Source organism: Neorhizobium descurainiae, from assembly GCF_051400715.1.
GTDB lineage: Bacteria > Pseudomonadota > Alphaproteobacteria > Rhizobiales > Rhizobiaceae > Neorhizobium.
The window spans coordinates 92,762-116,209 of the sequence record NZ_JBLFFK010000009.1 but is presented as its reverse complement, the minus strand read 5'-3'; the positions used below and the strand labels follow the sequence as shown (position 1 = coordinate 116,209).

The 23,448-nt window shown below is 61.7% G+C and carries 24 protein-coding genes; 11 read left to right on the top strand and 13 right to left on the bottom strand.

Annotated features, from left to right (window positions below; all coding sequences use genetic code 11):
* Window positions 1-92: 92 nt before the first annotated feature.
* From ACMGE0_RS17275 to mnhG, 6 genes are read left to right on the top strand one after another with little or no spacing between them, the layout of a single operon-like run.
* Window positions 93-2,993 (top strand): monovalent cation/H+ antiporter subunit A, encoded by a 2,901-nt coding sequence (locus tag ACMGE0_RS17275; RefSeq protein WP_436817209.1) that lies wholly within the window; start codon window positions 93-95, stop codon window positions 2,991-2,993.
* Window positions 2,993-3,331, top strand: coding sequence for a Na+/H+ antiporter subunit C (locus ACMGE0_RS17270; protein ID WP_085421159.1), 339 nt, complete (start codon window positions 2,993-2,995; stop codon window positions 3,329-3,331). The genes ACMGE0_RS17275 and ACMGE0_RS17270 overlap by 1 nt, the downstream gene beginning before the upstream one ends.
* Entirely contained in the window at window positions 3,328-4,959 is a 1,632-nt protein-coding gene (locus ACMGE0_RS17265; protein ID WP_436817107.1) for a monovalent cation/H+ antiporter subunit D, read from the top strand. The genes ACMGE0_RS17270 and ACMGE0_RS17265 overlap by 4 nt, the downstream gene beginning before the upstream one ends.
* A 1-nt stretch (window position 4,960) precedes the next feature.
* Window positions 4,961-5,437 carry a Na+/H+ antiporter subunit E gene (locus ACMGE0_RS17260; RefSeq protein WP_436817106.1) on the top strand — a complete coding sequence of 159 codons (477 nt, stop codon included), beginning with the start codon at window positions 4,961-4,963 and terminating at the stop codon, window positions 5,435-5,437.
* Entirely contained in the window at window positions 5,434-5,715 is a 282-nt protein-coding gene (locus tag ACMGE0_RS17255; RefSeq protein ID WP_436817105.1) for a K+/H+ antiporter subunit F, read from the top strand. The genes ACMGE0_RS17260 and ACMGE0_RS17255 overlap by 4 nt, the downstream gene beginning before the upstream one ends.
* Window positions 5,712-6,101 (top strand): monovalent cation/H(+) antiporter subunit G, encoded by a 390-nt coding sequence (gene mnhG / locus ACMGE0_RS17250; protein ID WP_436817104.1) that lies wholly within the window; start codon window positions 5,712-5,714, stop codon window positions 6,099-6,101. Before ACMGE0_RS17255 ends, mnhG begins: the two co-directional genes overlap by 4 nt.
* 576 nt (window positions 6,102-6,677) lie before the next feature.
* On the opposite strand, the gene ACMGE0_RS17245 is transcribed toward mnhG, so the two are convergent.
* The 7 genes from ACMGE0_RS17245 to dgoD form a co-directional block, all read right to left on the bottom strand.
* Window positions 6,678-7,880 (bottom strand): mandelate racemase/muconate lactonizing enzyme family protein, encoded by a 1,203-nt coding sequence (locus ACMGE0_RS17245; RefSeq protein WP_436817103.1) that lies wholly within the window; start codon window positions 7,878-7,880, stop codon window positions 6,678-6,680.
* A 38-nt stretch (window positions 7,881-7,918) separates the two neighbouring features.
* Window positions 7,919-8,950 carry an L-idonate 5-dehydrogenase gene (locus ACMGE0_RS17240; protein WP_436817102.1) on the bottom strand — a complete coding sequence of 344 codons (1,032 nt, stop codon included), beginning with the start codon at window positions 8,948-8,950 and terminating at the stop codon, window positions 7,919-7,921.
* A 40-nt stretch (window positions 8,951-8,990) separates the two neighbouring features.
* Complete coding sequence (locus tag ACMGE0_RS17235; RefSeq protein WP_436817101.1) at window positions 8,991-9,764, bottom strand: SDR family oxidoreductase; 774 nt, start codon at window positions 9,762-9,764, stop codon at window positions 8,991-8,993.
* 59 nt (window positions 9,765-9,823) lie between these two features.
* Entirely contained in the window at window positions 9,824-11,104 is a 1,281-nt protein-coding gene (locus ACMGE0_RS17230; protein ID WP_436817100.1) for a TRAP transporter large permease subunit, read from the bottom strand.
* Window positions 11,105-11,125: 21 nt separating this feature from the next.
* Window positions 11,126-11,632 carry a TRAP transporter small permease gene (locus tag ACMGE0_RS17225; protein WP_436817099.1) on the bottom strand — a complete coding sequence of 169 codons (507 nt, stop codon included), beginning with the start codon at window positions 11,630-11,632 and terminating at the stop codon, window positions 11,126-11,128.
* Between the two features lie 78 nt (window positions 11,633-11,710).
* Window positions 11,711-12,718, bottom strand: coding sequence for a TRAP transporter substrate-binding protein (locus ACMGE0_RS17220; RefSeq protein ID WP_436817098.1), 1,008 nt, complete (start codon window positions 12,716-12,718; stop codon window positions 11,711-11,713).
* Between the two features lie 130 nt (window positions 12,719-12,848).
* Window positions 12,849-13,997 (bottom strand): galactonate dehydratase, encoded by a 1,149-nt coding sequence (dgoD, locus tag ACMGE0_RS17215; RefSeq protein ID WP_436817097.1) that lies wholly within the window; start codon window positions 13,995-13,997, stop codon window positions 12,849-12,851.
* A 310-nt stretch (window positions 13,998-14,307) separates the two neighbouring features.
* Between dgoD and ACMGE0_RS17210 the strand changes: the two genes are divergently transcribed.
* Window positions 14,308-15,066: a FadR/GntR family transcriptional regulator gene (locus ACMGE0_RS17210; RefSeq protein ID WP_436817096.1), complete on the top strand. Its 759-nt coding sequence runs from the start codon at window positions 14,308-14,310 to the stop codon at window positions 15,064-15,066.
* A gap of 51 nt (window positions 15,067-15,117) precedes the next feature.
* On the opposite strand, the gene ACMGE0_RS17205 is transcribed toward ACMGE0_RS17210, so the two are convergent.
* The 3 genes from ACMGE0_RS17205 to ACMGE0_RS17195 all read right to left on the bottom strand — a co-directional run bounded on the left by ACMGE0_RS17205 (window position 15,118) and on the right by ACMGE0_RS17195 (window position 16,924).
* Window positions 15,118-15,675, bottom strand: coding sequence for a helix-turn-helix transcriptional regulator (locus ACMGE0_RS17205; RefSeq protein ID WP_495885022.1), 558 nt, complete (start codon window positions 15,673-15,675; stop codon window positions 15,118-15,120).
* Window positions 15,676-15,836: 161 nt separating this feature from the next.
* The gene (locus ACMGE0_RS17200; protein WP_436817094.1) at window positions 15,837-16,082 is read right to left on the bottom strand and encodes a WGR domain-containing protein; all 246 of its coding nucleotides are present in this window, start codon (window positions 16,080-16,082) and stop codon (window positions 15,837-15,839) included.
* A gap of 86 nt (window positions 16,083-16,168) precedes the next feature.
* Entirely contained in the window at window positions 16,169-16,924 is a 756-nt protein-coding gene (locus ACMGE0_RS17195; protein WP_436817093.1) for an IclR family transcriptional regulator, read from the bottom strand.
* A gap of 158 nt (window positions 16,925-17,082) precedes the next feature.
* Here ACMGE0_RS17195 and ACMGE0_RS17190 point away from each other — a divergent pair, with 158 nt between their 5' ends.
* The 4 genes from ACMGE0_RS17190 (at window position 17,083) to ACMGE0_RS17175 (ending at window position 20,342) form a co-directional block, all read left to right on the top strand.
* Complete coding sequence (locus ACMGE0_RS17190; protein ID WP_436817092.1) at window positions 17,083-17,790, top strand: 3-oxoacid CoA-transferase subunit A; 708 nt, start codon at window positions 17,083-17,085, stop codon at window positions 17,788-17,790.
* Complete coding sequence (locus tag ACMGE0_RS17185; protein ID WP_436817091.1) at window positions 17,787-18,491, top strand: CoA transferase subunit B; 705 nt, start codon at window positions 17,787-17,789, stop codon at window positions 18,489-18,491. The genes ACMGE0_RS17190 and ACMGE0_RS17185 overlap by 4 nt, the downstream gene beginning before the upstream one ends.
* Window positions 18,492-18,501: 10 nt before the next feature.
* The gene (gene pcaF / locus ACMGE0_RS17180) at window positions 18,502-19,707 is read left to right on the top strand and encodes a 3-oxoadipyl-CoA thiolase (RefSeq protein WP_436817090.1); all 1,206 of its coding nucleotides are present in this window, start codon (window positions 18,502-18,504) and stop codon (window positions 19,705-19,707) included.
* A gap of 167 nt (window positions 19,708-19,874) precedes the next feature.
* On the top strand, window positions 19,875-20,342 hold the full coding sequence (locus ACMGE0_RS17175) for a group III truncated hemoglobin (RefSeq protein WP_436817089.1): 468 nt from the start codon (window positions 19,875-19,877) through the stop codon (window positions 20,340-20,342).
* Between the two features lie 25 nt (window positions 20,343-20,367).
* Here ACMGE0_RS17175 and recX read toward each other — a convergent pair whose 3' ends face one another.
* From recX to ACMGE0_RS17160, 3 genes are all read right to left on the bottom strand, one after another.
* The gene (recX, locus tag ACMGE0_RS17170) at window positions 20,368-20,922 is read right to left on the bottom strand and encodes a recombination regulator RecX (RefSeq protein WP_436817088.1); all 555 of its coding nucleotides are present in this window, start codon (window positions 20,920-20,922) and stop codon (window positions 20,368-20,370) included.
* A gap of 95 nt (window positions 20,923-21,017) precedes the next feature.
* Window positions 21,018-21,749 (bottom strand): L,D-transpeptidase, encoded by a 732-nt coding sequence (locus ACMGE0_RS17165; RefSeq protein WP_436817087.1) that lies wholly within the window; start codon window positions 21,747-21,749, stop codon window positions 21,018-21,020.
* Between the two features lie 156 nt (window positions 21,750-21,905).
* Window positions 21,906-23,435 (bottom strand): S10 family peptidase, encoded by a 1,530-nt coding sequence (locus ACMGE0_RS17160; protein ID WP_436817086.1) that lies wholly within the window; start codon window positions 23,433-23,435, stop codon window positions 21,906-21,908.
* Between the last annotated feature and the right edge of the window lie 13 nt (window positions 23,436-23,448).

Below are 23,448 nucleotides of genomic sequence, written 5' to 3'. Positions count from 1 at the left end.
TGCTAGGGCCGCAGGGAAGACCTTAGCGAGAGATCACAGGACCAGAACACGCAAAGGGCCGGAACATTGGGGTAACGTTGGGACCGTACTTTCTGTTGATCCTGTTGGTCCTGCCCTTCCTCGGAAGCCTGATCTCCGTCTTTCTGCTGAATACTCTTTCTCGCACGTTGCCTTCCTGGGCCGCCGGGTCGGTTACGCTGCTATGTCTGCTGATCGCCGCGGCGGCTTATCCGACAATTTCCGAAGGTGAGGTTCTTCGTTTTCACGCGGAGTGGGTACCGCAGCTCGGCCTCGATTTCACGCTTCGGATGGATGGCTTCGCCTGGCTGTTTTCGGTGCTGATCACCAGCATCGGGTTCCTCGTGGTCGTCTACGCCCGCTATTACATGTCCGAGGACGATCCCGTCCCGCGGTTCTTCTCTTTTCTGCTCGCCTTCATGGGAGCGATGCTCGGGATCGTTCTTTCCGGCAATGTCATCCTCTTGTCCGTCTTCTGGGAACTGACCAGCATCTTTTCCTTCCTGCTGATCAGCTACTGGCACAATACAGCCGCGGCGCGCGACGGCGCACGTATGGCGTTGACGGTGACCGGCATCGGGGGATTTTGCCTGCTGATCGGCCTGCTTCTGCTCGGCAACATCGTCGGCAGCTACGACCTCGATAAGATACTGCAATCGGGAGATATCATTCGGGGCCATTCCTTGTATCTGCCGGCGCTCATTTTCATCCTGCTCGGCGCGCTGACGAAGAGTGCCCAATTTCCCTTTCATTTCTGGTTGCCGAACGCGATGGCGGCACCCACACCCGTATCGGCGTTTCTTCATTCGGCCACCATGGTCAAGGCAGGCGTTTTCCTTCTCGCGCGCCTGTCGCCGGCTTTGGCGGGGACCTATGAATGGTTCTGGATCGTTGGTGCCGCCGGGATCATCACGCTTCTGCTGGGCGCATATTTTGCAATGTTCCAGCAGGACCTCAAAGGCCTGCTTGCCTATTCCACGATCAGCCATCTCGGCTTGATTACGACACTGCTCAGCTTGGGAAGCCCGCTTGCGACCGTGGCTGCGATCTTCCACATGGTGAACCATGCGACGTTCAAGGCGTCCCTTTTCATGGCGGCCGGGATCATCGACCACGAGACCGGCACGCGCGATATGCGCAGGTTGAGCGGGCTCTTCCGTTTCCTGCCGATCACGGGGACATTGGCCATGGTCGCCAGCGCTGCAATGGCGGGCGTGCCTTTGCTGAACGGTTTCCTGTCGAAGGAAATGTTCTTCGCCGAGGCGGTGGAAACCCACGCCGATTCCATTTTGGACCGCATTCTTCCTTACGTCGCAACGCTGGCAAGCGCGTTTAGCGTGACCTATTCGTTGCGATTCATCCACACGGTCTTCTTCGGTCCGCCGCCGAACGATCTCCCCAAGGAGAAACCGCATGAACCACCACATTGGATGCGCTTTCCGGTCGAATTCCTTGTTGTCTGCTGCCTGATCGTCGGCATTGTCCCCGCCATTTCGATAGGTCCCTTCCTCCACACGGCCGTCGTCAGCGTGCTGGGGGCGGACACCCCGGAATACAGCCTTGCGGTCTGGCACGGGTTCAACCTGCCGCTGATGATGAGCATCACCGCCCTTCTGGGCGGGGCCGCCTTGTATTTCGTCCTGAAGGACTATTTCGCCACCTGCGAGGACGGGCCGCCGGTCCTGCGCCGGTTGAAAGGCCAGCGCATATTCGAACGCATCCTGGTCGAAGTGTCATGGCGCTGGGCGCGCATGGCCGAACAGCGGGTCGGCACGCGCAACCTGCAGCCACAGCTTCGCTGGGTGGTGGCGACCGGCTTCATGGCCGGTCTCCTGCCTCTTTATCTGTCCGGGTTTGAAACACGTCCCTTTGTCTTCTCAGGTGTCGATCCCACGTTTGCGGCAATCTGGCTGCTTGGCATATCCCTTGCTCTCGGCACGGCCTATCTCGCCAAATACCACCGGCTCGCCGCGTTGGTGACGCTTGGCGGCGTGGGGCTCATCGTCTGCGTTTCCTTCGTGTGGCTTTCGGCTCCGGATCTTGCGATCACCCAGCTTCTGGTCGAGATCGTGACGACGGTCCTCATCCTTCTGGGGTTGCGCTGGCTGCCGAAGCGGGCGGAAGGCCTGGACGAGAAGATCACGTTACGCGCGCGCTTCCGTCGTTTCCGGGACCTGGCGCTGGCGGTCGGCTGCGGCATCGGCATGACCTTTATCTCCTATGCCGTCATGACCATGCCCGTTCCCGACGCGATCGCCAACTATTTCCTTGCAAACGCCTATTCCGAAGGTGGCGGGCGTAACGTCGTCAACGTGATCCTCGTGGATTTCCGCGGCTTCGACACGCTCGGTGAGATAGCTGTTCTCGGTGTCGTCGCGCTCACCGTTTACGCCCTACTGCGGCGTTTCCGGCCCGCTCCCGACAGCATGGACATGCCCGAGCAGCAGCAGATACAGAACCGGTTTGACGAGGAGCGTCCGGAACGCTCCGCAGGGGATACGGTGCGCGACTATCTGCTGGTGCCCTCGGTCATCATGCAATGGCTGTTTCCGGTCATCATAACCTTCGCCGTCTATATCTTCCTGCGGGGTCACGACCTGCCGGGCGGCGGGTTCTCGGCGGGTCTGACGCTTTCAATCGCCTTCCTGCTGCAGTATCTGGCCGGCGGTACCCGTTGGGCGGAGGACCGCATCCGCATCCTGCCGCTTCGCTGGATGGGTGCAGGTCTTTTGACCGCGGCGGCGACAGGCATAGGCGCCTGGTTCCTCGGTTATCCGTTCCTGACTTCGCATTTTCAGTACATCGAGCTGCCTTTGATCGGAAAGGTACCGGCCGCGACGGCATTGCTTTTTGACCTTGGCGTCTTCTCGCTGGTGGTCGGATCGACAGTTCTCATTCTCGTCGCGCTGGCGCACCAGTCCATCCGCATCAACCGCCTGCGGGCGATCGAGGCGGAGAAGGGGAAGGAGGCCTGATGGAAATCATCCTGTCCATAGCGATCGGAGTGATGACGAGCTGCGGCGTCTGGCTCATCCTGCGCCCGCGCACCTACCAGGTCATCATCGGGCTTTCGCTTTTGTCCTATGCCGTCAACCTGTTCATCTTCGGCGTCGGCGGCGTGAAGACCAACGTTCCGCCGATTCTATCCGATGACGTGGCCATTTCAACGCTCGCGGATCCGGTTCCTCAGGCGCTTGTGCTGACCGCGATCGTCATCGGTTTCGCCACTACGGCCCTTTTCCTCGTCGTGCTTCTTGCTTCCCGCGGACTGACGGGCACCGACCATGTGGACGGCAGGAGTGATCCGAAATGATAGGCTGGTCGCATCACCTGATCATCGCGCCGATCCTGCTTCCCCTTATGGCGGCAGCGCTCCTGCTGTTCATCGATGAACGTCAGCGCGTGGCCAAGGCTATGATCAGCCTTGGCTCGACACTTCTTCTCGCCGGGATTTCGTTCGTCCTGTTCCGGATCGAAAGCAGCCCGAACGGCTTTGACGGCGTTTATCTTCTTGGCAACTGGTCTGCGCCGTTCGGGATCGTGCTTGTGCTGGATGGGCTGTCGGCCCTCATGCTCCTCCTCACGGCAGTGCTCGCGATTGCGGCGCTCGTCTATTCCCTCGCGCGCTGGCACGCGGTCGGGGCGCACTTCCATACCATGTTCCAGCTCCTGCTGACGGGATTGAACGGCGCCTTTCTGACGGGCGACCTCTTCAACCTTTTTGTCTTCTTCGAGGTGATGCTCGCTGCCTCCTACGGCCTTTTGCTGCACGGGTCCGGGCCTCTGCGCGTCAAAGCAGGCATGCATTACATCGCCGTCAACCTTGCCGCAGCCCTTCTCTTCTTGATTGGCGTCAGCCTGATTTACGGTACGGCAGGCACGCTCAACATGGCCGATCTCGCGGCTCGCATCCCCCATATCGAGCCGGATCGACGCATGCTGATGGAGGCAGGCGCGGGCGTGCTTGGCATCGCGTTCCTGATCAAGGCGGGCATGTGGCCGCTTTGTTTCTGGCTTCCAACGGCCTACAGCGCCGCATCGGCCCCGGTTGCGGGCATCTTCGCGATCCTGAGCAAGCTCGGGATCTACATCATCCTGCGGCTCACCATGTTGCTTTTCGGCGATGGACCGTCGGCCGGCTTCGGGTCGGGCGTGCTGCTCTACGGGGGCATGGCCACGCTGATCTTCGGAACCATCGGCGTCCTCGCCTCCCAGGCACTCGGTCGGCTTGCAGGCTTTTCGGTTTTGGTGTCGTCGGGAACGTTGCTGATGGTGCTCGGCATCAACGACGGCGCGGTTTCCTCCGGCGCACTCCTTTATCTCGTCAGCTCCACCCTGACGATCAGTGCCTTCTTCATGCTGATCGAACTCGTTGAACGCGGTCAGGACGCCGGCGCCAATGTCTTGGCCGTTACCATGGAGGCCTATGGCGATGCGGAGGAGGACGAGCCGGAAGAGGGGGACGGCGTGACCATGCCGGGGACGATGGCGATCCTCGGCACCTGCTTTGCGGCATGTGGCCTCCTGCTTTCCGGCCTGCCGCCGCTTTCCGGCTTCGTCGCCAAATTTGCCATGCTGTCGGCGATGATGGGCACAGGCGCGATCGGCGTGCCGCCGACCGCCGCGGTGTGGGCGCTGATCATACTGGTGATCCTTTCGGGTGTCGCGGCGTTGATCTCGATGACCCGCGCCGGCATAAGAACCTTCTGGAGCTCGATTGAAGGAACCGTCCCGCGCGTCCTGGTGATCGAGATCGTGCCGGTGATGTTCCTCCTGGCACTGACGCTTGTGCTGACGGTGCGTGCGGAGCCAGCCATGCAGTATATGGATACGACCATCCGTACACTTAGCAATCCGTCGATCTATATCGATGCGGTCAGGAATACGGCGGTGGTCGAGAGCCCTGATGCCGGCACAACCGGTAACGGAAAGGGGGATTGATATGCTGCCCTATCCGCTTCTCACCCTTTCGCTGATCGTCATGTGGCTGCTCCTCAACGGCTTCACGCCCGGTCACTTCGTGCTTGGTGCCATCGTTGCGGTTTTCGCCTCCTGGGCGATGGCATCTCTCCGTCCGGACAAGCCGAAACTGAGGAAGTGGTATCTGCTGCCGAAGCTGCTCGGCATCGTCCTCTACGACATCGTCCGCTCCAACCTGGCGGTCGCATCGGTCATTCTGAGAGGACGGTCCAAGGGACACACGTCGAGTTTCCTGACCGTACCGCTGGAGATGGAAGACCGCACGGCGCTCGCGTTTCTTGCCGTCATCCTCACCAGCACGCCGGGTTCGGCCTGGCTCGAATACGATTCGGTCGATCGGACGGTTCTGCTGCATGTGCTTGACGTGATCGATGAAGATCAATGGATCGAGATGATCAAGAGCCGATACGAGACGCTCTTGATGGAGATATTCGAATGAGCGCCATTATCCTCCTCACCGCCGTTTCGCTTGCCCAGTTCATGCTTGCGGCGGCGATGGCCATCGCGTCCATACGCATGTTCCGCGGCCCGCGCGCGCAGGACCGCATCATCGGCCTCGATACCCTCTACATCAACGCCATGCTGTTGCTCGTCACCTTCGGTATCGGCACGGGTCGTGTCATCTATTTCGAAGCCGCATTGGTGATCGGCATGCTGGGTTTCGTGGCGACCGTCGCTCTTGCAAAATTCCTCATGCGCGGGGAGGTGATCGAGTGATACACTCCGCTGCCGACATCCCTCTCTGGGCCGCCGTTGCTGTTGCCTTCTTCCTGCTCGTCGGCGCGTCGCTGGCGCTGATCGGCGCGATCGGCTTCCTGCGCTTGCCGACTTTCTACGAGCGGATCCATGCGCCCACACTTGGCACGAGTTGGGGGATCGGAGGCGTCATGCTGGCATCGATGATCTTCTTTTCCGTTGCTTCGTCACGACCGGTGCTCCATGAAATCCTGATCGGGATTTTCGTGACGGTAACGACCCCCGTAACTTTCATGTTGCTCGCCCGCGCAGCGCTCCACCGGGACCGGGCGGAAAGCAATGGCAATGTTCCCGAAAAGCAAGGCAGAAGCGACGAGCCGGAACCGGATTCCGTACCATCGGCCTGAGTCCCGTCACAGTCTCGGGCCGTCGGACGGGTGGAATCCGGAAAAGTTCATCTCGGCAGTCACGTCCCGTTCCTCCGGCAGATTTTGGACCCTTCCGGCCGGCAGTGCTGCGGAAGGTCTTTCGCGGAAATTGTCAGCTGCCGGTCAGGCCGAACGCCTTGAAAAGCTGCATACCGGCGGTGATCAATCCGATCCAGACGGCGACCGACGCGAGAGCCATCAGAATCCAACTCATCCGGCGGGATATACCCCGCTTGCGCGGCCGTTGCCTCAAATGCCCGCGCCTTCGAACGTTCGGCGGATATAGCGGTCACCGTTGCCTGTGTGGCCCATCGTCTCCTCCGCAAGACATGCCTGATATACGGCGTTGTATGACCGCTGGAAGAGTTTGAGCAAGTTACCCTAATGGCTGAATGCCATCCGTCTGTCGGGTAACGGCGGCTACGCCGCGCATGAAAGAACGAGCGGGACGTCAATAGGTCCGGCCGCTTGGCTCACCGGCATGCAGCCGCCTGCACCCGGCACATATCGCCAATGGGCCTTGCAATTCGCTGGACCGATCGGGCGTGAAGATCGTCAGATGCTTTGTGCGTCCGACTTGCGTCTTGTCGCCGTGAAGGTCCGATCAAGCTCGGGATGGAGCTCCATGCCGAGGCCCGGGCCTGGCGGCACGGTGATCATGCCGTTCCGGACCTCCGGCAAAGCGGTCACGAGATCGCGATACCAGGTCCGGTAGAAGGCGCGCACGCTTTCCTGGATGAGCGCGTTCGGCGCGTTCAGCGAAAGATGCGTCGAGGCGCAGAGCAGCACCGGACCGGTGCAGTCGTGCGGGGCGATTGGCAGGTGCCAGGCTTCCGCCATGGACGCGATCTTGCGGGCTTCGGACAGACCGCCGCACCAGCCGATATCAAGCATGACGATGCCGGCGGCGCCGGTCTCGAGAAGGTCGCGGAAAGCCCAGCGGGAGCCGAGTGTTTCGGATGCCGAGATCGGCGCGGGCGAGACCTCGACATAGCGCTTGAGGCTCGAAAGACTGTCCATTTTGATCGGGTCTTCGTGCCAGAAGGTCTGATAGGGTGCCAGCGCCTTGGCGATCTGCATGGCCGGCAAGAGCTGCCACATGGAGTGGAACTCCACCATGATATCGATCTTGTCGCCGATCGCCTTGCGGATCTTTTCGAAAGGTTGCAGCGCCAGCTTCAGGTCGGGTAACGAGATATACTGGCCTCGGGTCTTCTCGGCTGCAGCATCGAAGGGCCAGATCTTCATGGCGGTGATGCCTTCCTCCAGCAGCGATTCCGCCAGCTCGTCGGCGCGGTAGAGGAAACCGTTCAGGTCATCATAGGAGGTACCGGCATTGAGTCCGTAATTGCCGGTCTGCTGTCCGGTGTTGCGCTTGACATATTCCGTGCCGGCGCAGGTGTTATAGGTGCGGATTTCCCGGCGGCTGAAGCCGCCGAGGAGCTGGGCGATCGGCTGGTTTACCGCCTTGCCGAAAATATCCCAGAGCGCGATGTCGAATGCAGAATTGCCACGTACTTCGGCGCCGGACGAACGGAAACCGATATAACCGACGAGGTCCTGCGCCAAGAGATCAATCTGCAGCGGGTCACGGCCGATGACGCGGGGCGCGATGTATTCGTGCACATGCGCTTCCACGGCCTGGACGCCGTAGAAGGTCTCCCCGAGACCTGTAATGCCTTCGTCGGTATGGACGAGAACCCAAAGGATGTTTTCGCGCTCGGCGATGCGGACGGTTTCGATGCCTGTGATCTTCATGGCTTTTTCCGTGAACGTGTAGAGTGTGCCTGTGGAGGTCAGAAAACCAGGTGAACCTTCATGGACTTCGTGCGATCGCTGGCGAGCTCGAAGGCTTCGACCGCCCGCTCCATCGGGATCTGCGCGGTGAGAAGAGGCCGCACGTCGATGCGGCGTTCGGCGATGAGCTTGGCGGCCCATTCGAATTCGGCGTCGAAGCGGAACGTGCCGCGCAGCACGATTTCCTTGGTGACGATCGCGCTGATCGGCAGGCTCACTTCCTTGCCGAGGCCGACTGCGACGATCGTGCCGCGGGGACGCACGACATTCAGCAGGCCGGCCATGACCGCGCCGTTGCCGGAGCATTCGAAAGCAGCATGGAAGGTGCCTTTGGCCTCTGCGTAGGGGGTAAGCGCATCCGGCTCCTTGGCCGTGTTGAACGCCTTGTCGGCGCCGACGGCCTTGGCGATTTCGAGCGCCGAATCCGAGATGTCGGTCGCGACGATCTCGGTCGCGCCGGCAAAACGAGCGGCGAGGATGGTCAGGCAGCCGATCGTGCCGGTGCCGGTGACGAGCACGCGCTTGCCGACCAGCGAACCTGCCTGCATGATCGCATGCAGGCAGACGGCAAGCGGCTCGCAGCAGGCGGCTTCCTCAAAAGGCGTGTCGGCGGCAACCGGTACGGCCTGTTCGGCCTCGACGACGATCTCCTCACGGAACAGGCCCTGGACATGCGGAAAGCGCATGGCCGACCCGTTGAAGCGCATGTCCATGGCGTGCTGGCGCTCGCCTTCGCGCATGAATTCGCAATCTCCGCCGGGCCGGCTGGGGTTGATCGCCACGCGCTGGCCGACAGTAAGATGGGTGACACCTTCGCCGATGGCGGCGATTTCACCGGAGGCTTCGTGTCCGAGGATCATCGGCTCGCGGACGCGCACCGTGCCGAACCCGGCATGGTGATAGTAATGGAGGTCGGAACCGCAGATCCCGCCCGCCTTCAGGCGGATGCGTACTTCGCCCGGACCGGGTTCGCCAACGCTGCGCTCCTCGATCCTGAGATCATGTTCCTTGTGAATGACGACGGCTTTCATCCGGTATTTCCTTGAGTTTTCGAGATGGGGCAACGGCTCGTCAGAGCTGCGCGAGCCAGCCGCCGTCGACGTAAAGCGTCTGCCCGTTGATGTAGTCGGAGGCCGCGCTCGACAGGAAGATCGCTGCGCCGACAAGCTCTTCCGGCTTGCCCCAGCGGTCGCTCGGGTTCGAGGCACGCACCCAGGCGTCGAATTCCTTGTTGTCGATCAGCGCCTGGTTCATGTCGGTCAGGATGTAACCGGGGCCGATCGCGTTCGACTGGATGTTGTGCGGCGCCCATTCGACCGCCATGGTGCGGGTGATTGCTGTGATCGCGCCCTTGGAGGCGGTGTAGGGCGCCACTGTGGCGCGGCCGGCGGCGCTGGTCAGCGAGGCAATGTTGACGATCTTGCCGCCGCGGCCGCGGGCGATCATACGCCTCGCCGCCTCGCGGGCGATGACGAACGAGCCGGTCAGATTGACGTCCAGCACCCGCTGCCAGTCCTCGACGTCCAGGTCGACCATCGGCTTTCGGAACTGGATGCCGGCATTGTTGATGAGGATGTCGATCTCGACCCCCTCGCGGTCAAAGGCCTTGAAGGCTTCGACGATCGAGGCCTCATTGCCGACGTCGAAATGCTTGCCGGAGACTTTGTAACCCTTGCCGGCGAGCTTCGAAACGGCTTCCGCCACACCTTCGGCGCGGGTGCCGTTGACGATCACGTTGGCGCCGACATCCGCCAGGCCCTCCGCATAGGAAAAGCCGAGGCCGCGAGTGGAGCCGGTGATGAGCGCCGTGCGCCCGGTCAGATCGAAAAGCTGCTTGAAGGACATGGGGATCGCCATCGAAAGAGGAGGAAGAACGGAAGGGCGGTAAAACCGCCCTCCAGCGGTCAGCGGAGCCAGCTTGCCGGCACGGTGATCAGCTCGGGGAAGAGCACGAACACGAAGAGCAGCACGGTATAGGCGATCAGGAAGGGCAGCATGCCCTTGATGACCTGATCGAGTTCGACGCGCGCCACGCCCGATACGACGTTCAGAACCGTGCCGACCGGCGGCGTGATGAGGCCGATCGCATTGTTCATCATGAACATCACCCCGAAATAATAGGGGTCGATGCCGGCCTGCTTGACGAGCGGCATCATGACCGGGGTAAGGATCAGGATCGTCGGGGTGAGGTCGAGCGCGGTGCCGACCAGGAAGACGATGACCATCAGCATGAACATGAAGAGGGTTTTGTTCTCCATGTATGGTGCAAGCGATTCGCCGATTTCCTGGGGAATGTTCGCGACCGTGATCAGCCAGGCCGAGACGTAGGCTGCGGCGACGAGGAACATGATCGTGCTCGCCGTCTTCGCCGCCTGAAGCAGCAGGGACGGCATGACGGAAATTTTCAGCTCTCCGTAGACGAACATGCCGATGAGGAAAGCGTAGACGACGGCCACCACACCGGCCTCGGTAGGCGTGAAGACGCCGGTCTTCATGCCGCCGATGATGATCGCCGGGAGCACGAGCGCCCAGACGCCTTCCTTCAGCGCCTTGAGCAGGCGGCCCATGTCGAACTTCTGGTCGGAGGCCATGCGCGGGTCTTTCCGGGCATAGAAATACCAGGTGACCATGAGCGTCGCAGCCATCATCAGGCCCGGTGCTATGCCGGTCATGAAAAGCCGCGTGACGGAAAGCTCCGCGGCGACGCCGAAGACCACGAAAGGGATGGACGGCGGCAGAAGCGGCGCCACGATACCAGCGGAGGAGATAAGACCGGCCGACAGCGGCACCGGATAGCCGGAACGGCGCATCAGCGGAATGACGACGGCGGCAAGCGCTGCGCAGTCGGCGATCGCCGAACCGGAGATTGCGGCAAGGATCAGCGCAGCGAAGACCGCCACATAGCCGAGGCCGCCGCGGAAATGGCCCACCGCCGCGATCGCCACGGCGACGATGCGTTTCGAAACGCCGCCCGCATTCATGATCTCGCCGGCGAGCACGAAGAAGGGCAAGGCCATCAGCGGATAATTATTGGCGCCGTCGAGAACGTTCTCGGCAAGAATCTGGACGTCGAAGATGTCCAGATGGATCATCAGAACGACGCCGCAGATCAGCAGCGAGAAGGCAACCGGGATGCCGAGCAGCATTGCGCCGCAGAGCGAGCCGACGAAAACAAGAATAGTCATGCGCGTTGTCCCCTTCGCCGCTTACTCGACCAGGCCTTCGGCGTTGCTGGCGAAGATTTCCTCATCGGGAATCCGGCCGGTCGCGACATCGAAGATCGAACGAAGTTGAAGAACGGCCATGCCGACGCAGCAGAGCACGCAGGAGAAATAGACCCAACCGAGCGGAATGCCGGCGACCGGCGAGTAATTCTCCAGGTTGTCCATGGTCTGGCGCCAGGCGCCGAGACCGAGCAGGTAGCAGCAGGCCAGGGTGGCAATGTCGCCGCCGATGCGGACGACGCGCTGAGCCTTGAACGGCATGGCTCGTACCAGACTGTTGACGCCCAGATGAGCACGGTCGCGAAGCGTCAGGAAGGCGCCGATGAAGATCAGCCAGACGAAGATGAAGCGCGACATCTCTTCCGACAGTGTGATGCCGGAATTGAAGCCGTAGCGCAGGACGACATTGCCGAAAATCAGGATGACCATCAGCGCAAGCGCGGCCATCAACAGTTTTTCCAGCGTGCCGAACAGGATGCGGGAAATCATGGGCGCTCCCCCATAGAAAAGAGATTGATGGTCCGGCCCTTCCGGGAGGGCAAGGGCCGGACCGATGCGGGGAAACGATTAGTTTCCGGCGCGAACCTTGGCGATCGTGGCCTGGATCTCATCGACGAGTTCGGCGCCCACGATCGGCTTGTACTTCTCGATGACCGGCTTGGTGGCTTCGCGCAGCTTGGCGAGCTCCGCTTCCGGCAGCGTGTCGACCGTCATGCCCTGGGCTTCGAGATCGGCAACCACCTTGGCATTGCCCTCCTCCATGAGCTGGCGGAGATACACCATGGACTCCTTGCCGGCCTTGACGATCGCTTCCTGATCGGCCGGCGTCAGCTGTTCCCAGAACTTCTTCGAGGTGACGAGAATGCAGGGCGTGTAGACGTGGTTGGTCGTCGTGCCGTACTTCTGGACCTCATAGATCTTGTTGGCGTACATGTGGATGTACGGATTTTCCTGGCCGTCGAGCGCGCCGGTTTCGAGCGCGGTGAAGACTTCCGCATAGGACATCGGAAGCGCGTTCGCGCCGATCGCCTTCCAGCTGTCGAGAGCCACCTGGTTCTGCATGACGCGGACCTTCAGGCCCTTGATGTCGTCGGCGGTCTTGACCTCATGCTTGTTGTTGGAAAGCTGGCGGAAGCCGGTTTCGCCCCAGGCGACGCCGTGCAGGTTGTGCGGCTCGAGCAGCGTCATCAGCTTGTTGCCGATCGTGCCGAGGAAGACGGCGTCGACTTCCTTCATGTTGCCGAACAGGAAGGGGAAGTCGAAAACCTGCACTTCCTTGATCTTGCCGGCGATCGGCGCCAGCGAACCGTAGAACATTTCCTGCGTGCCGCTCTGGGTCGACTGCAGCATCTTGTCGTCGCCGCCGAGCATGCCGCCGTGGAACACGGTGACCTTGACGCGGCCGTTGGTATACTGGCCGGCGAGTTCGGCGAACTTGTTGAGCGCGACCGCCTGCGGATGTTCCTGCGGCATGGCATGGCCAAGCTTGGCCCGGATTTCCTGCGCGGTCGCGATCGTGCCGGCTGCGGCGGTGGCCAACATGGCGAGGGCGATGGCGGCTGCAAGTTTCGTCATTCTACCTTTCATTGAACCTCTCCCTTTGGTTCCAGTCAAAACGGTGGTCTCCCCACCCACTCCCGAACCATCGGCCATGCGATGTGTCCGACAATCTCATGCGGCCAGGCAGCTGCCGGCCTTCAAATTCTCACCACTCGGCAACGCTGCCGTCTTCATGACGCCAGACGGGGTTGCGCCAACGATGGCCTTCCCTGGCGCGCGCGATGACGTATTCCTCGTCGACCTGGATCCCGAGACCAGGGCCTTGCGGGATGGCGACAAAACCGTCTGCATAGGCAAAGACGTCCTTGTTGACGATGTAGTCGAGGATGTCGTTCGCCTCGTTGTAGTGGATGCCGAGGCTCTGCTCCTGAATGAAGGCGTTGTAGCTGACGGCGTCGACCTGGAGGCAGGCGGCAAGCGCGATCGGCCCGAGTGGGCAATGGGGGGCGAGCGCCACGTCGTAGGCTTCCGCCATCGCCGCGATCTTGCGGCATTCTGTGATGCCGCCGGCGTGGCTCAGGTCCGGCTGGATGATGTCGACATAGCCGTCCGCCAGCACCTGCTTGAAATCCCAGCGGGAATAAAGCCGCTCGCCAAGCGCGATCGGCGTCGAGCAGTGATTGGCTATTTCCTTGAGCGTCTCGCGGTTCTCGGAAAGAACCGGTTCCTCGATGAACATCAGCTTGAACTGCTCGAGCTCCTTGGCGAGCACCTTGGCCATCGGCTTATGGATGCGGCCGTGGAAATCGACGCCGATGCCGATATGCGGGCCGACCGCCTCGCGGATGACGGCAATGGTCTCGACCGCCTTGTCCACCTTCTCGTTGGTGTCGACGATCTGCATCTCTTCCGAGCCGTTGAGCTTGATCGCCTTGAAACCGCGGGCGACGACGTCCCTGGCATTGCGGGCGACATCCGAGGGTCTGTCGCCGCCGATCCAGGAATAGACCTTGATCCGATCGCGGCACTGTCCGCCGAGCAGCGAATGCACCGGCACACCAAGTGCCTTGCCCTTGATGTCCCAGAGCGCCTGGTCGATGCCGGCCAGCGCGCTCATGTGGATTGCACCGCCGCGATAGAAGCCGGCGCGGTAAAGGACATTCCAGTGATCCTCGATCAGGAACGGGTCCTTGCCGATGAGATAGTCTTCGAGCTCATGCACGGCCGCCTGCACCGTCAGCGCACGGCCCTCGACCACCGGCTCGCCCCAGCCGACGACGCCCTCGTCCGTTTCCATCTTCAGAAACAACCAGCGCGGCGGGACGAGATAGGTGGTCAGCTTGGTAATTTTCATCAGTCTTCCAACTCATCGGCCGGCTGCAGCGCCGATACATTCGCATCCGTGCGATGGAGACGATCCTTGTTCTCGACAAGCGACAGACGATCTCGTTCGCGCAACGCATCAAAGCGCGCACGGGCTCAGGCCTGCCGTTCTGCAGGATCGTCAGCTGTCGGTGTTCGGGTCTCCTCCGGCACCTCCAATTGCGATCTAAAATAAATCGTATTTATTGTCAATTTAAATGCGATTTATCTTTAGGCCCAGTTGGAGTATGGAAGCGTTCAGGGATCACGAGGGTGGAGCGGATATGCCGGAAGCTGGGAGAATGAGCGGGAGAAATGGCGGCAAGGGGGGCCGTCGTCCCGTGAAGGACAATCTCCTTCACGTCCTCATCGACAAGATTGTTTCCGGCGAGATCGCCGAAGGCTCAACGCTACCGAACGAGGCGGAGCTCAAGGATCATTACGGGGTCAGCCGAACCACGCTGCGTGAATCGATGCAGCATCTGGTGGCGCAGGGCATGGTCCGGTCGCGCACCCGTGCGGGCACGATCGTCCTGCCTCGGGCGCAATGGAACTATCTCGATCCGATCGTCCTGGATGCCGCGATGCGACATCCGAAAGACAAGCTGTTCTACAAGTCGTTGGTGGACGCACGACTCGTGCTGGAGCCTGCGGCAGCTGCGGCAGCCGCGGAAAACGCAACGACCAAGCAGATCATGGTCATCGCGGAAGCTTTCGAAGACATGGTCGCCGCCCATTCGCTTTATACGGATGCGTGGAGTGATGCGGACTTGGAATTCCACACGGCGATCATCGACGCTTCCGGCAACTGGGTTTTCAGGCAATTCGCCACTGCGATCGGCGCAGCCCTTTTGGCGAGCTTCCGCATCACCAATCGGGCAAGCCAGTCACACGAACGAGCGCTCGACATTCATCGCGCCGTCTTGGAGGCAATCCGGATGCGTGATCCGGACGGTGCGCGCAAGGCAATGGAAGTCCTGGTCAATGGCGCCCGCAGGGAGCTTGCGGAAGCGCTCAGTCTAGGAAAGGGGGACATGCCGATCCTTCCCACCCGATCATAGAACCCGCTGGCGATCTCGGCCGGTGCCACGGCATATATGGGGATTCGCACGCTACCCGGGGCGGGCGGCTTGCCGGGGCGTTCTACCGAACCGTTTCCGAAAGGCTGTCGCGAAATTGGCGGGATTGGAATAACCCGCGATGAGGCTTGCCTCCGAAACGGTGACCTCCTCCGCCCGCAAGGCGGTAAACGCCCGCTCAAGCCTTTGCTGCCGCACATATTCGAACACGCTGAGCCCCACGGATTGACGGAACAATTTCTGCAGACCGCTGGCGCTCACGCCGGCTTCGCGCGCGATCATCTCGACGGTAAGCGGAACTACAAGATTGGCGGCAATGACATCGACGGCGCGCTGCAGCTTGATCCTGTCCTTGTGCGTCAGGATCGCTCCATCATCGATGCGAGGCTCCGCCTGCATGGCGACGGCAAGGCTCTCCGCGACAATTTCGACCGCCCGGCCTTCGAGATAGAGATTGCGCAGTTCGGGCACGAGGGGCGAAGGCGAGAGGATTTGCCCCACCAGTTCGACAGCCCTCGGCGTCAGAGCCCAGCGATGATCGCTCAGATGATCCTGGAGGAGCCGCCTGCCGCGCGAATTCGAAGCCTTCAGCGCAATCCGCGCCCACCTGCGGAACGACCAGGGCCTGAAAAAGCATGAACATCTGGTCGTGTCCTACTGGCGCCGGGGCGCCAGCGAGGATTAGGGTCTGATCATCGATGCGCGGTCCCATCCACAATGAACGAAAGCGACCGCGCGGCACTTGTCAGCTGTCAACCTTCCGGGGCCATCCTGTATCCTCGCCTTACCTTGCGGTTTGCGATCGCCGCCAGCCGCCCTTCCGCCTCCTGGCGCGAGCCGAAAAGCTCAATGCGAAAACGCCCTTTGGTGCCGATACGGCCCCAATTGCGGGTAAGTGCTACGCCATTGAAAAGGTCCGGCTCGACGGTCAGCATGTAGAAGCGCGCCATATTGCGGGAGGGGTCGCGGCGGGTGAGAAGAAGCGGTTCGTCTTTCATGCGAGGCAGAATCGCAAGCGACGATTCCGCCGTCCAACGACTTCGATGAATCGATGCAGTCTGATCGATTCATCCGGCTGATGGTTTCAGCGCAGCATAGGTTTCAGCGATTTCGCGACGGTCTTCAGTGGTTGAAGGTAGCGCTCAGCCATCTCGCCTGCCGATACTTGCGCCGCCGGCGCGCCGATATTGAGCGCAGCGATCACCCGCCCGCGATCGTTGGTGAGCGGCACGGCGATCGAGCAGAGGCCAAGTTCCAGCTCCTGGTCGATGACCGCAAAGCCTTCAGAGCGAATGCGGGCGAGTTCCTGCATCAGTTCGGCAGGGTTCGTTTTGGTATTCGGCGTGAATGCCTTCAGTACCGTTTTCCCGAGCAACTCCCGCGCCTCTTCCTCCGGCAAGGCCGCGAGCAGCACGCGTCCCATGGAAGCGCAATAGGCGGGCAGGCGGCTTCCCGGCATCAGGTTGATCGACATGACACGCTTTTGAGAGGCCCGGGCGATGTAGACGATTTCGGTGCCGTCCAGCACGCTGGCCGACGCGCTCTGATGCACTTCCTCCGACAGCTTGTCGAGAAACGGCTGGACGATATGGGGCAGGGGGGTTGCCGAGAGATAGGCATGGCCAAGCCGCAGGATCTTCGGCGTCAGCGCGAAAAATTTGCCGTCGTGATCGGCATAACCGAGCTCGGCAAGGGTGAGGAGGCAGCGGCGCGCCGTGGCCCGGTCCAGTTCCGTCGCTCGTGCGACTTCCGCGATCGTGAGCTTCGGCGTCGTTTCACCAAAGGCCTCGATCACCTTCAGCCCTCGCGCAAAACCACTGACGAAATCCGTTTCCCGCATGACTTCCTCCACCACGCGAAAAGATAATGTGCGATATATGAACAAAAGTCAATTATCGCACAAACTTCTTGCTGTCGGCTTTGCCGCGATTTATGTCTGAATAAGGAGGCGCGGAAGGACCGATTTCCGGGCCTGAAGCGAGGCAAGGAGAAATCCCTATGGACAAGACAATCGGGAGCCTGGCGGAAGCCGTCTCGGAAATCGGCGATGGCGCGACCGTCATGATCGGCGGGTTCGGCGGTTCCGGCGCGCCGATCGAACTTATCCACGCCCTTATCGACAAGGGGCCGAAGAACCTCACCGTCATCAACAACAATGCCGGCAACGGCCGTATCGGCATTGCCGCGATGATCGACGCGGGCATGGTCAGAAAAATGATCTGTTCCTTCCCGAAGTCATCTGATCCGCGCGCCTTTACCGACAAGTATCTTGCAGGCGAGATCGAGCTCGAGCTGGTGCCGCAGGGCACGCTCGCCGAGCGCATCCGCGCCGGCGGCGCCGGCATTCCGGCCTTCTACACACCGACGGCCTATGGCACAGAGCTTGCCGAGGGTAAGGTGATCGCCGAGTTCGACGGCCGGCACTACGTGCAGGAGCGCTGGCTGAAAGCGGACTTCGCGATCGTCAAAGCACATCTCGGGGATACCTACGGCAACCTGACCTACAACAAGGCTGGCCGCAACTTCAATCCGCTGATGTGCATGGCGGCGGCCAAGACGATCGTTCAGGTCTCGAAGATCGTCAAGGCCGGCGAGATCGATCCGGAGCACGTCGTGACCCCCGGCATCTTCATCGACCGTGTCGTTGAAGTCGCAAACCCGCAGCAGGAAGAAGAGCTCATTCGAGCCGGAGTGGCCTACGTATGACCCCCGATACACAGAAGATTGACACCCGCGAAGACATCAAGCTCTCCAACGCCCAGATCGCCTGGCGCGCCGCGCAGGACATCGCCGACGGCGCCTATGTGAACCTCGGCATAGGCTTTCCGGAAATGGTCGCCCGCTACCAGCCGCCCGGCCGGCAGGCGATCTTTCACACGGAAAACGGCATCCTGAACTTCGGCGAGGCGCCACCTGCCGGCGAGGAGGACTGGGACCTCATCAACGCCGGCAAGAAGGCCGTCACGCTGAAGCCGGGCTCGGCCTTCTTCCACCATGCCGACAGCTTCGCAATGGTGCGCGGCGGCCATCTCGACGTTGCGATCCTCGGTGCGCTGCAGGTCGCCCAGAACGGCGACCTCGCCAACTGGCGGGTCGGTTCGAAGGGTGTGCCGGCCGTCGGCGGCGCCATGGACCTCGTCCACGGCGCCAAGCAGGTCTTCGTCATCACCGAACACGTCACCAAGAACGGCGATCCGAAGCTCGTCGAGAAATGCACTTTCCCGCTGACCGGCGTTGCCTGCATCACGCGTGTCTATACGAGCCATGCGGTCATCGATATCAGGCAAGGTCATTTCGTATTGCGCGAGAAGCTGGCCGGCATGACCGTCGAGGAACTGCAGGCCATGACGGGTGCGACCCTCCACATCGACGGGCCGGTTGCCGACCTTGTCGTGCCGGAACTTTGAGGAGAATTCCATGACCGAAGCCTATATCTGCGACTATATCCGCACCCCGATCGGCCGTTTCGGCGGCTCCCTCTCCTCCGTCCGCGCCGACGATCTCGCCGCGATCCCGTTGAAAGCGCTGATGGAGCGCAATGGCAAGATCGACTGGGAAGCCGTCAACGACGTCATCTATGGCTGCGCCAACCAGGCCGGCGAAGACAACCGCAACGTTGCCCGTATGGCGGCGCTACTTTCCGGCCTGCCTGTCTCGATTACCGGCACCACCATGAACCGGCTGTGCGGCTCCGGCATGGATGCGGTCATCACCGCCGCCCGCGCCATCAAGGCAGGTGAGGCGGAACTGATGATCGCCGGCGGCGTGGAAAGCATGAGCCGCGCACCTTTCGTCATGCCGAAGGCCGAGACCGCCTTTTCGCGCAACGCCGAGATCTACGACACGACGATCGGCTGGCGTTTCGTCAATCCGTTGATGAAAAAGCAGTATGGCGTCGATTCCATGCCGGAGACCGGCGACAACGTGGCGATCGACTGCAAGGTCTCCCGTGAGGCCCAGGACGCGTTTGCCGTCCGCTCCCAGGCGAAAGCCGCCGCGGCACAGGAGAACGGCCGTCTCGGCAAGGAGATCACGCCGGTGAGCGTGCCGCAGCGCAAGGGCGACCCCGTCGTGGTTTCCAAGGATGAGCATCCCCGCGCGACAAGCATGGAAGCGCTCGCCAAACTGAAGCCGGTCAACAAGATCGAAGGCGGCACCGTCACCGCCGGCAACGCCTCCGGCGTCAACGATGGCGCGGCGGCGCTAATCATCGCGTCGGAGGCGGCGGCGAAGAAATACGGCCTCACTCCGATCGCCCGCGTCATGGGCGGCGCGACGGCCGGCGTTCCGCCGCGCGTCATGGGCATCGGTCCGGCACCGGCGACGCAGAAGCTCTGCTCCCGCCTCGGACTTTCGCCGAAGGATTTCGACGTGGTCGAGCTCAACGAAGCCTTCGCCTCCCAGGGCATCGCCGTGCTGCGTGAACTTGGGCTTGCGGAAGATGCCGAACACATCAACCCGAACGGCGGCGCGATCGCGCTCGGCCATCCGCTCGGCATGTCGGGCGCACGCATTTCCGGCACGGCGGCGCTGGAACTGTCGCTGCGCAAGGGCCGCTACGCGCTCGCCACCATGTGCATCGGGGTGGGGCAGGGGATCGCGGTCGCGCTGGAACGGGTGTGATAAAAATGGCCCTCCCGGAGGCGGGAGGGCCATCAGCTTATCCGTTCCGCAGTCGGCGCTTTCATGCCTGTTGTTTGACAGATCGTCGCAACCGGCAGTTCAGTCTTTGGCGCCAGTCCACGGCACCTAGAGCGGACCGCGAATGCTGCAGAGCCGGGATTTTTGACATGAACAACGAATTGCAGGGGCGCGCTGCTCACGTCGCAGCGATCCGCGAGCGCGTCGGAGAGGAGATGAAAGTGATCGGCATCGACGAGGCTTTCATCGGCAATCTGGTCGACACGTTTTATGGCCGCGTGTTGGCCCATCCGGAATTGGGACCTGTATTCGACACAAGGCTTTCGGGGCGCTGGCCCCAGCACATGGAGAAGATGAAGAGCTTCTGGTCTTCCGGTGCCTTCCGCAGCGGCGCCTACGGCGGAAAGCCCGTCCAGGCGCATCTCGGCATTGCCGACATGACGCCGGAGCTTTTCCCGAAATGGTTGGAGCTTTTTGCCGCGACGCTGAACGATGTTGCCCCGAATCAGGAAGCGAAAGCTTGGTTCATGACCACGGCGGAGCGCATCGCGCGAAGCCTGACGCTCTCGCTCTTCTACAATCCGGCGCTCGACGACCCGGCTCTCAAGCGGGCCTGACCGGCAGAAGGTGCCGTCTTAACCGTTAGAGGGGGCGACCTGAAGCCAGCGCCTCTTCGGCTTCGTCCAGCGGCATTTCGAAAACCCGTTTGCCGATTTCGAAGCTGAAGCCTGCCCTGGCAAATGCGGAGAGCTCCTTCGCCTTGCGTTTTTCATCGAGTTCTCCCTTGCGGAATGGCCCGAAGGCACGTTTGCGAGCAAGGACAAGAGCCGCGTACAGGTCGTCCGCCTCGGCCACGGCTGCTGCGACAGTCTCTCCCGCGACACCCTTCTGCGACAGTCTTAGAGCAATGGCTCGTTTGGACCTGCCGCCGCGCATGCCCGAGCGCGTGCTGATTTCGGCATAGGCCACATCATCAAGCGCCTTATGGCCATGGGCGAACTTCACGGCAGCGTCGGCCAGTGCCTTCGCCTGTGCTTCGGTGATGTTCTCGAATTTCTGCAGCGCCTTCCGCAATATGGCGTTGAAGAGCTGTTTTTCCGTATGCATCCGCCGCTCAAGGCGATAGATCGCCGAATTGCGCGCCCATGACAGCATCCGCGGCGTCAGCGTGTCGGATTGCGGCTCCTGTTCGTCCAATCCCAGTTTGCGCCTCCAGCCCCTTTGCCCATTGTTTCTGCGTTTTAAAGCGGGCTCTTACATGACCCGACCGTGGCGAAACAACAGCGGCTATATCAAACGGTGGAAACCGGCCTCAAAGGCTCCTGATGCACCACGATGCGGGCGTGATAAGGCACGCGGGTGTAGAGATCGAGGACGTCCTGGTTGACCAGCCGGACACAGCCGGACGAGGTCGCCTTGCCGATCGAGGCCCATTCCGGCGTGCCGTGCAGCCTGTAGAGCGTGTCTTGGCCGTTCTGGAAGATGTAGAGGGCGCGCGCGCCGAGCGGATTGGTGATCCCCGGCTCCATGCCGCCGTTTTCGACCGAGTATTTTTCGAGATGCGGCTGTCGCGCGATCATCTCGCGGGGAGGCTTCCAGCGCGGCCAGGGCTGGCGCCAGTGAATGATGCCCTCGCCCTGCCAGGCAAAGCCGTCGCGTCCTATCCCGACGCCGTAGCGCATTGCGGTCCCACCCGGCTCGACGACGTAGAGGAAACGGCCGGGCGTATCGACCACGACAGTTCCTGGCGTTTCGCCGGTCGGATCGACAACGCGCTGGCGGAAATATTTGGGATCCATCTTCTGATAGGGAATGGCAGGGATGAGGTGCCCGCCATCCTCAAGTGCCGCATATCTTGCCTGCAGTTCCGCATCCGCCGGAGGAGCGACCGGCCGGCTGACTTTTTCCGGAAAGGGGACCCGTCGGGCGGATGACGTCGTGGCGGCGCAGCCCGCCAGAGTTGCCGTCATCGAGATGGAGGCCAGCACGAAGGCACGCCGCGACAGCCGGTGTTCGCTGATCATTGATCGAAAGGACTCTCTGAAAAGTAAGGTTGCCCAGGCTAATAACGACTTCAGGCCGGCGCCAGCAAGGCGATGCAGATCACATCGCCGTCACCTCGCTATCATTCGGTAAGACGTGGCGGAAGCGCCACAGTCGCCTCTGTGAGGACGCAGTCCTCAATCCGTCGCCTTCGATCCGTAGAACGTCCTCACATCCGCTTCGAAACCCTTTCGCGAGTCCGGCTTCGTGTAGAACATGTGTCCGCCGCGGTAGGTTTTCAGCTCGGCGCGGCCGGCGGCGAGTTCCGGCGGCAGATGGTCGATCACGTAGCGGCTGGCGCCATAAGGGGTCAGCGCGTCGCTGTAGCCATGGGCGATCATCAGCTTGAACGTCGGGATCACGGAGAGCAGGTCGCGGATATCGGTCGAAGCGCTGGCGAGCGTCCGGCTATCGCCGCCGCGGCCGCCGTTCCATTCCCAGCGGCGGTTCACGTCCTCGTTCAGGAGATTGTAGGTCATCTCGGTCGAGAATTTCAGCTCGTTGCGTGCATAGGAAGCGAAGGCAGCGCCATAGGCGCGCGTATACCCTTCGAGGATAGGATCGTCGTTGCGGCTGTAGGAGCCTTCCGGATAGGCGTCCGGCACCGCATAGGTCGCGTCATAAGGGCTGACGATTTTTCCCGGCCCGCCCATCTGCTTGGCATAGACGTCCCCGACAAAACCGCGGGTGCGAGCCACCACGTCCCTCGGAATGCCGGTGAGGTCGGAGACGCGGCCGTAGAGCGTATCCGCCGCCGGGCCGGCAGGAGAGGGGCCGGCAAGCGAGGTGAGATAATCGTTCATGGCGAAACGTTCGGCTTCGGCCAGCCGTTCGGACGTGAACTGATTTCGCTGCTCCAGCACGGCCGCGGCGAGCGAGGGGAGCTGCAGCGCGGCACTGAGCGGATCATCGGAATTGGCGAGGAACTTGCCCTCGACCAGCGGCGACAGCATGATGATGCCGGACGTCAGGATGCCTTGGGTATTCTTCAACGAAACCGCGGTCTTGGCGGCGCGGAATCCGCCATAGCTCTCGCCGAGCAGGTATTTCGGCGCATCGAGCCGATTGTTCTTCTGGACATAGAGCGCGATCGCCTTGGCGAGGCTTTCGGCATCCTGCCGGACGCCGTAGAAGCCTCTGGCCGCATCGTCGTTGGCCGCACGGCTCCAGCCGGTGCCGACGGGATCGATCAGCACCAGATCGGTGAAGGCGAGCCAGCTTTCCGGATTGTCCATGAGCTTCGGCGTGGTGCCGTCGTCTCCGCTTGGACCGAATTCGAGGATCCTCGGGCCGACCAGGCCGAGATGCAGATAGGCCGACGCCGCACCTGGCCCACCGTTGAAGGCGAAGGTGAGCGGCCGGCCCGGTGTGCGATCCTTGGCGATATAGGCCGTATAGAAGATCTTTGCGTTGCGGTTGCCGTCCTGCCCGAAGAGGTCGAGCGTGCCGGCGGTCGCCGTATAGGGTAGATCGCCGGACGGCGCCTTGAAGACGTGCTCCGTTTCGGAATCGGCCGGGATGAGGCTGAAGATGCCGCCGGACGTGCCTTGTTCGGCCTGGCGCCCCCGGTCGCGCGGCTGGTCCCCGCCGCGGCTCTGCTGCGCCGAAACCGGCGCGGAAAGTGCAAGCAGCACGGCGAAAGATGCAATCGTCCGATGAAACAGCAAACCGAATTCCTCC

Coding starts and splice junctions, on each gene's coding strand:
- ACMGE0_RS17225 (WP_436817099.1), bottom strand. CDS start 11,632: ATGATTTCCCGCATCCTGTTCGGCACGCTGGAAAAACTGTTGATGGCC.
- ACMGE0_RS17265 (WP_436817107.1), top strand. CDS start 3,328: ATGATAGGCTGGTCGCATCACCTGATCATCGCGCCGATCCTGCTTCCC.
- ACMGE0_RS17185 (WP_436817091.1), top strand. CDS start 17,787: ATGACCCCCGATACACAGAAGATTGACACCCGCGAAGACATCAAGCTC.
- ACMGE0_RS17235 (WP_436817101.1), bottom strand. CDS start 9,764: ATGTCCTTCAAGCAGCTTTTCGATCTGACCGGGCGCACGGCGCTCATC.
- ACMGE0_RS17240 (WP_436817102.1), bottom strand. CDS start 8,950: ATGAAAGCCGTCGTCATTCACAAGGAACATGATCTCAGGATCGAGGAG.
- ACMGE0_RS17255 (WP_436817105.1), top strand. CDS start 5,434: ATGAGCGCCATTATCCTCCTCACCGCCGTTTCGCTTGCCCAGTTCATG.
- dgoD (WP_436817097.1), bottom strand. CDS start 13,997: ATGAAAATTACCAAGCTGACCACCTATCTCGTCCCGCCGCGCTGGTTG.
- ACMGE0_RS17220 (WP_436817098.1), bottom strand. CDS start 12,718: ATGACGAAACTTGCAGCCGCCATCGCCCTCGCCATGTTGGCCACCGCC.
- ACMGE0_RS17210 (WP_436817096.1), top strand. CDS start 14,308: ATGAGCGGGAGAAATGGCGGCAAGGGGGGCCGTCGTCCCGTGAAGGAC.
- ACMGE0_RS17230 (WP_436817100.1), bottom strand. CDS start 11,104: ATGACTATTCTTGTTTTCGTCGGCTCGCTCTGCGGCGCAATGCTGCTC.
- ACMGE0_RS17200 (WP_436817094.1), bottom strand. CDS start 16,082: ATGAAAGACGAACCGCTTCTTCTCACCCGCCGCGACCCCTCCCGCAAT.
- ACMGE0_RS17270 (WP_085421159.1), top strand. CDS start 2,993: ATGGAAATCATCCTGTCCATAGCGATCGGAGTGATGACGAGCTGCGGC.
- ACMGE0_RS17195 (WP_436817093.1), bottom strand. CDS start 16,924: ATGCGGGAAACGGATTTCGTCAGTGGTTTTGCGCGAGGGCTGAAGGTG.
- ACMGE0_RS17260 (WP_436817106.1), top strand. CDS start 4,961: ATGCTGCCCTATCCGCTTCTCACCCTTTCGCTGATCGTCATGTGGCTG.
- ACMGE0_RS17190 (WP_436817092.1), top strand. CDS start 17,083: ATGGACAAGACAATCGGGAGCCTGGCGGAAGCCGTCTCGGAAATCGGC.
- ACMGE0_RS17245 (WP_436817103.1), bottom strand. CDS start 7,880: ATGAAGATCACAGGCATCGAAACCGTCCGCATCGCCGAGCGCGAAAAC.
- ACMGE0_RS17175 (WP_436817089.1), top strand. CDS start 19,875: ATGAACAACGAATTGCAGGGGCGCGCTGCTCACGTCGCAGCGATCCGC.
- pcaF (WP_436817090.1), top strand. CDS start 18,502: ATGACCGAAGCCTATATCTGCGACTATATCCGCACCCCGATCGGCCGT.
- ACMGE0_RS17165 (WP_436817087.1), bottom strand. CDS start 21,749: ATGATCAGCGAACACCGGCTGTCGCGGCGTGCCTTCGTGCTGGCCTCC.